This window comes from Streptomyces graminilatus (assembly GCF_001418565.1).
Taxonomy (GTDB): domain Bacteria; phylum Actinomycetota; class Actinomycetes; order Streptomycetales; family Streptomycetaceae; genus Streptomyces; species Streptomyces graminilatus.
Window position 1 is genome coordinate 1 of sequence record NZ_LIQQ01000200.1, and the last position, 6,806, is coordinate 6,806.

General features: G+C 70.7%; 6 protein-coding genes and 1 pseudogene. 2 read left to right on the top strand and 5 right to left on the bottom strand.

What is annotated here, in order from left to right; all coding sequences use genetic code 11:
- Positions 1 to 13 precede the first annotated feature (13 nt).
- Both AOK08_RS17870 and AOK08_RS17875 read right to left on the bottom strand, forming a co-directional pair.
- On the bottom strand, positions 14 to 952 hold the full coding sequence (locus AOK08_RS17870; protein WP_055526793.1) for a DUF5829 family protein: 939 nt from the start codon (positions 950 to 952) through the stop codon (positions 14 to 16).
- Between the two features lie 205 nt (positions 953 to 1,157).
- Positions 1,158 to 1,892 carry a maltokinase N-terminal cap-like domain-containing protein gene (locus AOK08_RS17875; protein WP_055526798.1) on the bottom strand — a complete coding sequence of 245 codons (735 nt, stop codon included), beginning with the start codon at positions 1,890 to 1,892 and terminating at the stop codon, positions 1,158 to 1,160.
- 237 nt (positions 1,893 to 2,129) lie between these two features.
- On the opposite strand from AOK08_RS17875, the gene AOK08_RS17880 reads away from it, so the two are divergent.
- The gene (locus tag AOK08_RS17880) at positions 2,130 to 4,193 is read left to right on the top strand and encodes a restriction endonuclease (protein WP_198539301.1); all 2,064 of its coding nucleotides are present in this window, start codon (positions 2,130 to 2,132) and stop codon (positions 4,191 to 4,193) included.
- A gap of 34 nt (positions 4,194 to 4,227) precedes the next feature.
- Here AOK08_RS17880 and AOK08_RS17885 read toward each other — a convergent pair whose 3' ends face one another.
- Positions 4,228 to 4,566, bottom strand: coding sequence for a cupin domain-containing protein (locus AOK08_RS17885; protein ID WP_055526800.1), 339 nt, complete (start codon positions 4,564 to 4,566; stop codon positions 4,228 to 4,230).
- Positions 4,567 to 4,711: 145 nt separating this feature from the next.
- On the opposite strand from AOK08_RS17885, the gene msrA reads away from it, so the two are divergent.
- Positions 4,712 to 5,224, top strand: a complete 513-nt coding sequence (gene msrA / locus AOK08_RS17890; protein ID WP_055526802.1) for a peptide-methionine (S)-S-oxide reductase MsrA — start codon at positions 4,712 to 4,714, stop codon at positions 5,222 to 5,224.
- Between the two features lie 63 nt (positions 5,225 to 5,287).
- On the opposite strand, the gene AOK08_RS17895 is transcribed toward msrA, so the two are convergent.
- Positions 5,288 to 6,418, bottom strand: coding sequence for a hypothetical protein (locus AOK08_RS17895; RefSeq protein WP_055526805.1), 1,131 nt, complete (start codon positions 6,416 to 6,418; stop codon positions 5,288 to 5,290).
- Positions 6,415 to 6,806, bottom strand: a pseudogene (locus tag AOK08_RS17900) (peptidase); the annotation flags it as partial. The gene AOK08_RS17895 and the pseudogene AOK08_RS17900, both read right to left, overlap by 4 nt.

Genomic DNA, 6,806 nt, shown 5'->3' on the forward strand with positions numbered 1-6,806 from the left:
TCGCCTCTGTCCGTCACGAACGGGCGGGGGCGGAGTCGTAGCTTGAGCCGTCGAACGTCCACACGGCACGGGCGCCCGGACCTACGGTGAGCGTCGAACGGCCGAGCCGTTCCTCGTGTTGGTGGAAGACGGGCCGGTTGAGGGACATCTCGACCTGCCGCAGCGCCGCGTCCTCGCGCGCGACGACGTCGTAGCGGAGCGTGGTGCCGCCGCCCTTCGCGACGATGCCGCCGTCCGCCACCGACCGGACGGCGAAGCCGCCGGCCCGCAGCAGCGGCACCGTACTGGCGAGGTCGCGTGCGGTGACCGCGAGGCGGACCGCAACGATGTCCCGCATCAGGCGGTCGCGGTAGAGGTCGGGCAGATAGCGTTCCCGGCTGACGTCACCGGGGAAGGCGGCCGGCCGGGTGTTGCTGCGCGGGTCGGCGAAGTACTCGGGCCTGTACTCCATCGCCCAGGTGCCGTAGGCGTCGTACTGGAGGGTGACGAAGACCGAGTCGAACCACGGCACGGGGACGCCGTCGCCGAAGTCCCGTGTCTGGTGGGCCTTGACCGGGTCGGTGACCCCTTCGGCCCGCAACCGCTCGATGACGGCGGCCTGTTGACCGGCCCGTTCGGTCGACAGCGCCGTTCCGGCGCAGCCGAGGGTGCCGTCCGGGCCGGGTGCGTCGCCGACACCGAACAGTTCGAGATAGGTCTCGCGGCCCGTCAGATACCGGCCGGTCCAGGTCTCGCCGCCGGACCCGCTCGACGTGCGGACCTGGAACGCGGCGAACTTCCGCAGATAGGCGGAATGCTCGATCGCGTCGGCGGTCTCCCGGTCCAGCACCCCGTAGGTGTGGTTGTAGTAGAGCAACTGCCCTTCGGACGACGGTGGCTGCTTCTCCCGAGCGGGCGCCGCGAGCGCGGCACCACCTTGCACCGCCGCTGCGAGGGCCACATTGATGACCATGAACGTTCGTAAAATTCGTCGAAGCAGCATGTCAGCGATCGTAGGACGGAGAATTTGCGTCTGACTTTGGTGACGTCCGCAGCCCATGGCCCCTTGGCCGGAATCCGCGCCTCCGGTCACCACGCTCGCGCCCGTGACGGCCGCCGTGACGGCCGCCGTGACGGGCGGCCGTGACGGGGGTGCCGAACCGTTCGAGCGGGGTGTCTCAGCGCGAGGTGTCGCCGAGGGGGCCGAGGATGACGAAGGGGGCGCGGGCCTCGCCGCCGTCCGGCAGGCGCCAGCCCGCGGTGACATGGCCTCGGGCCTCGGCTGTACGGGTGTCGGCGGCCGGCCGTTCCGTCTGCTGTTCCGTCGGCTGTTCCGGCCGGAGGACGCGGGTCACCTGGAGGTGGAGGGTCAGGGTGTCTCCCGGTTCGCCGCTGTCCGCCGTCCCCACGGTCTCCACGGCGACGGAGGTGCCGTCCGCCCCGTCGGTGACGGCGACGGACGCGACGCCGCCGAGGACCCCGGCCCCCGTGAAGTGACCGGTGACAGAGGGGTCGGGGGTGTCGCTCACGCCCTGGGCCTGTGCCACGGCGCGGCCCTGGAGGAGCGCGAGCAACTGACCGGCGAGCACCGGGTCGTGGGCCCCGTCGTACAGCCAGCGCTTGCCCAGCACCCCGTGCTCGGACGTGCCCACGAGCGCGTCGTCGGCACCGTCGAGCGGCGCGCCGCGATAGGTGAGCGGCACGAGGTAGGTCAGCGGCGCCTCACCTGACGAGTCCGTGACCACCATGAACTCGATGCCCACCTCACCTTCCGGATCGTCGAGCCGAAAGCCCCCGGCCCGGGTCAACTCCGGCTCCCGCGCCCCGCCGACGTACCAGGCTCGGGTGGGCAGCCAGGCGGTGAGCAGCTCCAGCTTGCCGGGGTTCATGGTCGTGTTGTGGATGACAGCCATGCCTCGTGAACCTCTCGCCCCGGTGGATGATTCCCCTTGCCGGGTGCCGGTGTGCTTTCTGGCGCGGTCCTGGTTACTCTCCAGTTACGTTGACCTGCGGATATTGGCCGGAGACCGCCTTCACCGAGTGGATGTCCGAGACGGTGTTCGCTGGGTAGAGTCGTCTGGTCACAACTGGTTGTGGGGACAACCGACGTGGTTCCCGGCTGCCAACGTCCTGGGGAAGGCCTGCAGCACATGAGTCGTCGCTCCACCGGTTCCGTCGGCGTCTGGGCCGAGATGCAACGGCAGCAGCAGCGCCAGTCGGAAGCCGAGGCCAGACGGCTCAGACAGGAAGAACAGCAGGCGCGGGCCTACCAGCGGCGAGCCGCCCAGAGTCACCGCGAGTACCGCCAGGCCGACGCGCAGCGTCGTACGGAGGAACTGGACGCACAAGTCGCGTCACTGCGAGGCCTGTTGGCCGTCGGCTGTGCGGCACCGGCGTTCAGTGCCGCCGCACTCATGCGGGCCGAGTCGGTCCAGCCCTTCTCCGCCGGGTCGTTGGCCTATGCCGTGCCCATGCCCAGCCCGGATCAGTACCAGGCGCAGGGCGGTTGGACGGCGAGCCGCCGCGCGCAGGCGCAGGCCGAAGCGCGGGCGCGTTTCGAGCGGGACTGGCAGGCCGCACAGGCCGCCGAGGCTCAACGTCAGCGGCAACTCGCCGCGTCCCAGCGGGAGTACCAGCAGTGGGCGGACGCCCAGCTCGCTGAGGTTCGTCGGCACAACGCCGGCATTCGCGAGGTGACCGAAGGTGTCAGGCGCGGCGACCCCGGTGCGGTGGTGGAGTACTTCTCCGCCGCTCTCTACTCGTCGGGCAGGTGGCCCGAGGACTTCCCCCGCCATGTGTCGGCGGCGTACGACCCGGCGGCCCGGCAACTGGTGCTCGACTGGGAGCTGCCCGGCTACGCGGTGGTCCCCGAGGCGAAGTCCGTGCGGTACGTCTCCTCCCTCGACCAGGACAAGGAATCCCCGCGCCCGGCGAGCCAGCGCCGTGCCCTGTACCGGGAGGTGCTCGCGCAGTGCGTGCTGCTCGTCCTGCACGAGCTCTTCGCCGCCGATGAGCTGGGTGCGCTGGAGTCGGTGTCCTTGAACGGGTTCGTGGACGAGCACGACCCGACGACGGGCCGGCGCGGCCATATCTTCCTCGTGACCGTGATGGCGTCGGGGGCGTCGTTCCGCGCGTTGCATCTGGCCCAGGTGGACGCGGTCAGTTGCCTGACGGACGGACTGCGCGGGCAGCTCTCGGCCAGGCCGGACCAGCTCACCCCCGTACGGCCGGGCCGGCGACCGCAGGAGGTCGGCAATCGTGTCGTCGCCCACGGCGGTGATGACGAACCCGATCTGTTCGCCATGGATCCGGTCGCGTTCGAGGATCTCGTCGCCGAACTCTTCCGGGCCATGGGCATGCAGGCGGTGACCACGCAGCGCTCGAACGACGGCGGTGTGGACGTCGACGCGCACGATCCGACACCGATTCGCGGCGGCAAGATCGTCGTACAGGTGAAGCGCTACCGGAACACCGTGCCACCCACCGCGGTGCGTGACCTGTACGGCACGGTGCAGGACGCCGGCGCCAACAAGGGTGTCCTCGTGACGACTTCGGGGTTCGGCCCCGGCTCGCACACCTTCGCCAACGGCAAACCCCTGGAACTGATCTCGGGGACGGAACTCGTCGACCTGCTGCACCGGCACGGTCTGCGCGGTCGGCTGGGGGAGGGGAACGGCCGCCCGGCCACGGCGGGAGCGGCGCCGGCCGGGGCCGCCGCGCAGTTGCCCGCCGACTACAACATCCTGGGCATGTCGTGGACCGGGAGCGTCGCCCTGGACGTGTGCGCCCTCGTCTGCCGGGGCAACCGGGTGCTCAGCGATGACCACTTCGTCTTCTTCAACAACCACCGGACGCCTGACGGCGCGGTGCGGGCTCTTCCCGCCGTCGCACCGGACAAGGCGTCGATCTGCGTGACCTTCGACGGGCTGCCGGAGACCGCCGACCGGTTCGTGCTCGTGGCCGCCGTCGACCCCGAGGTGAATCCGGACGCCGACCTCTCCGGCTTCTCGGACGCGTGCATCCGGCTCCTCGACCCGGGGATGACCGAACTGGGACGCCTTGAGGTCTCCGACGGCAGACCTGGTGAGACCGCCCTGGTACTCGGTTCCTTCCGCCGGAGGGCCAACGGCGACTGGGACTTCGTACTTGGAGGCAAGGGCTACCGGGGCGGGCTGGAGGAACTCGTGCGGGATTTCGGCATCGTGGTGGAGTAACCGCGCCGGGCCCTCAGATGCCCCCGCACCTGATCTACGGCCGGTAGCGGAACTCCAGCATCAGACAGCCTCCGGTCGTCCGGTACGGGCCGTGTTCCATGCCCGGGGGCCGGGCGGCGAAGTCTCCGGCGTGGAAGGTCCTGTCCAGGGTCAGGTCGTGCAGGTCGCCTTCGAGCAGACAGACCTCCTCGACCCACTCGTGCCGGATCACCCCGGAGAGCGAGGTGTCGAGCCCGGGTTCCCAGCGCACCAGCCGGGTCAGGATCTCCGGATCGGCCTCGTCCCTGCTCAGGATCCGCTCGGTGGTCCCGGGCTGCGGCCCGGCGCACCACGGCATGGCGTCCGGTGAGAAGAATTCCCGCTCGCTCTTCATGACAGCGACCTTATGGAATCGCCCGGAGCCCTCGTGCGTTGAGGCAGGTGGGCCTGGGATGCCGGTGGTGTGTCGGCCGGGTGGCCCCAGTGACTGTATCGATGACCGTACCGATGGCCGTACCGAGAGAAATGGAGAAGCCTCGATGACTGCGCAGACGCAGAGGGCAGTACTCGCGGGGGGATGCTTCTGGGGGATGGAGGACCTGATCCGCAGGCTGCCGGGCGTGACGGCGACCCGGGTCGGATACACCGGCGGGGACGTGCCGAACGCGACGTACCGCAACCACGGCACGCACGCGGAGGCCATCGAGATCCTCTTCGACCCCGCGAGCACCGACTTCCGTACGATCCTGGAGTTCTTCTTCCAGATCCACGACCCGAGCACCAAGAACCGCCAGGGCAACGACCTCGGCCTCAGCTACCGCTCGGCGATCTACTACGTGGACGACGAGCAGAAGCGGATCGCCGAGGACACGATCGCCGACGTGGACGCCTCCGGACTGTGGCCGGGCAAGGTCGTCACCGAGGTGGAGCCGGTCGGCCCCTTCTGGGAGGCCGAGCCGGAGCACCAGGACTATCTGCTGCGTTACCCGGACGGCTACACCTGCCACTTCCCGCGCCCGGGATGGCGGCTGCCCGCCCGCACGGAGGGCTGACCGCGAGACCGGTCGGGACGGAAGGACGGAGTCGCCTCGCCCGGCGCGGAAGGGCGGAGTCGCCTACTGCTCCGCCCCCGCCGACACGACCGCCTGTGCCGACAGGTTCCGGATGTGGCAGTAGCGCTCCACCATCCTCGTGCGGTAGCGCCACGGCAGGGCGTCCACGTACCCGTCGACCAGCCTGAACTGCTCGATCGCGGCCTCGTCGCGCTCCTGGAGGCTGAGGTAGTACGCCAGGAGGTGGCGCAGCTCCGGCAGGCGCGGGTGGGCCGGGTCGGCCGCCGCGGCGTCGGCGAGGCCCGCGTTCACGCGGGCGATCATCTCGGGGGTGCGGTCGGCGGCGCTGTCGTCCGAGTCGTCGTGCTCGAAGTGGGCGATCAGCGGAAGGACACTGAGCAGGCTGCCCAGGGGGGCCTTCGCCGCCGCGCGCTCGGCGAACCCGGTCGCGAGTTCCTCCGAGCCGCGCCACTTCTTGCACCAGTACTGCAACGCCGAGAAATGGGCCTCGTAGTGGTAAGGGTCGCGGGCGGTGATCTCCGACCACAGCCTGTCCATCTCGGAGTGCGGGTAGCCGAGCCCGAGCGCGGTCCAGATCTCCGTGACGTACGGCGTCGGGTCGTCCGGGTTGAGCGCCGCCGCCCGGGCTGTCTCCTCGCGGGAACGCCGCAGCAACCGGTGGAAGCCCGCGAACTGTTCACCCGTCGTGTGGTTGGCCCGCAGCGAGCCCCGGACGTTCCAGGCGAGGACGACCGTGCTGCGGGCGCGGACCAGGGCCGCGTCCGGGTCGTCGGGACCGCCCGGCCCGTCGGCCTCCCAGGCGAGCAGCCAGGCGTCGTCCTCGGCGGCCAGCTCCGCCAGCAGATACGAGGCGAAGGAACGGTGCTCCCAGTCCCGGCCGATGCCCCGCAGCAGTTCGGCGGCGGCCTTCCAGCCGGCGTCACCGCCGTTGCGTACCGCGTCGAGCGCCGTCTCCCAGCCGTCCGGCAAGGGTCCCGCGGACTCGGTGTTCTGCCGCTCGGCGGGCAGCAGCCCGAGCTGCTCGGCGGCGGCCGCACCCCCGTCGCCGTCCTCGCCGGTGCCCCCGCCCTTCACCTGCGCGAAGAACTCCTTGACGAACACCCCGCCGAGCCAGAGCACGACGATCAGCGTGGGCACGGCCAGGACGCCCAGGATCCACAGCAGCACGGTCATCGGGGAGCGTCCGTTTCTCGGGGCGAGCGGGGAGCGGGGGGCAGCAGGGCACGCAGCGGGGCGGTGTCCGGGGCGTCGGCGAGAGCCGTGTCCACGGCGACGGCGATCGCGGCATCGAGCCCCGGGGAGCCGTCACCCGGTGTGCTGTCCGGCGGTGGGAGCAGACGGGCCCTGGCCGGTTGCTCCCAGGAGAACTCCCAGCGTATCCGCGACCGCGCGCTGAACTCCGCCATCACCATGCTGTGCAGCGAGTTGTGCAGGGTCGGGCGTACGAACTCGCGGAACGCGCGCCCCTTCGCCGCGACCGCCTCGTCCGACAGTGGCAACCGGCGCGCCAGTTGCCACAGTTGGCCGTTGTCGATGAGGGCGAGAAGGGCCGGGAGGGTGG

Coding starts and splice junctions, on each gene's coding strand:
- AOK08_RS17895 (WP_055526805.1), bottom strand. CDS start 6,418: ATGACCGTGCTGCTGTGGATCCTGGGCGTCCTGGCCGTGCCCACGCTG.
- AOK08_RS17875 (WP_055526798.1), bottom strand. CDS start 1,892: ATGGCTGTCATCCACAACACGACCATGAACCCCGGCAAGCTGGAGCTG.
- AOK08_RS17885 (WP_055526800.1), bottom strand. CDS start 4,566: ATGAAGAGCGAGCGGGAATTCTTCTCACCGGACGCCATGCCGTGGTGC.
- AOK08_RS17870 (WP_055526793.1), bottom strand. CDS start 952: ATGGTCATCAATGTGGCCCTCGCAGCGGCGGTGCAAGGTGGTGCCGCG.
- AOK08_RS17880 (WP_198539301.1), top strand. CDS start 2,130: ATGAGTCGTCGCTCCACCGGTTCCGTCGGCGTCTGGGCCGAGATGCAA.
- msrA (WP_055526802.1), top strand. CDS start 4,712: ATGACTGCGCAGACGCAGAGGGCAGTACTCGCGGGGGGATGCTTCTGG.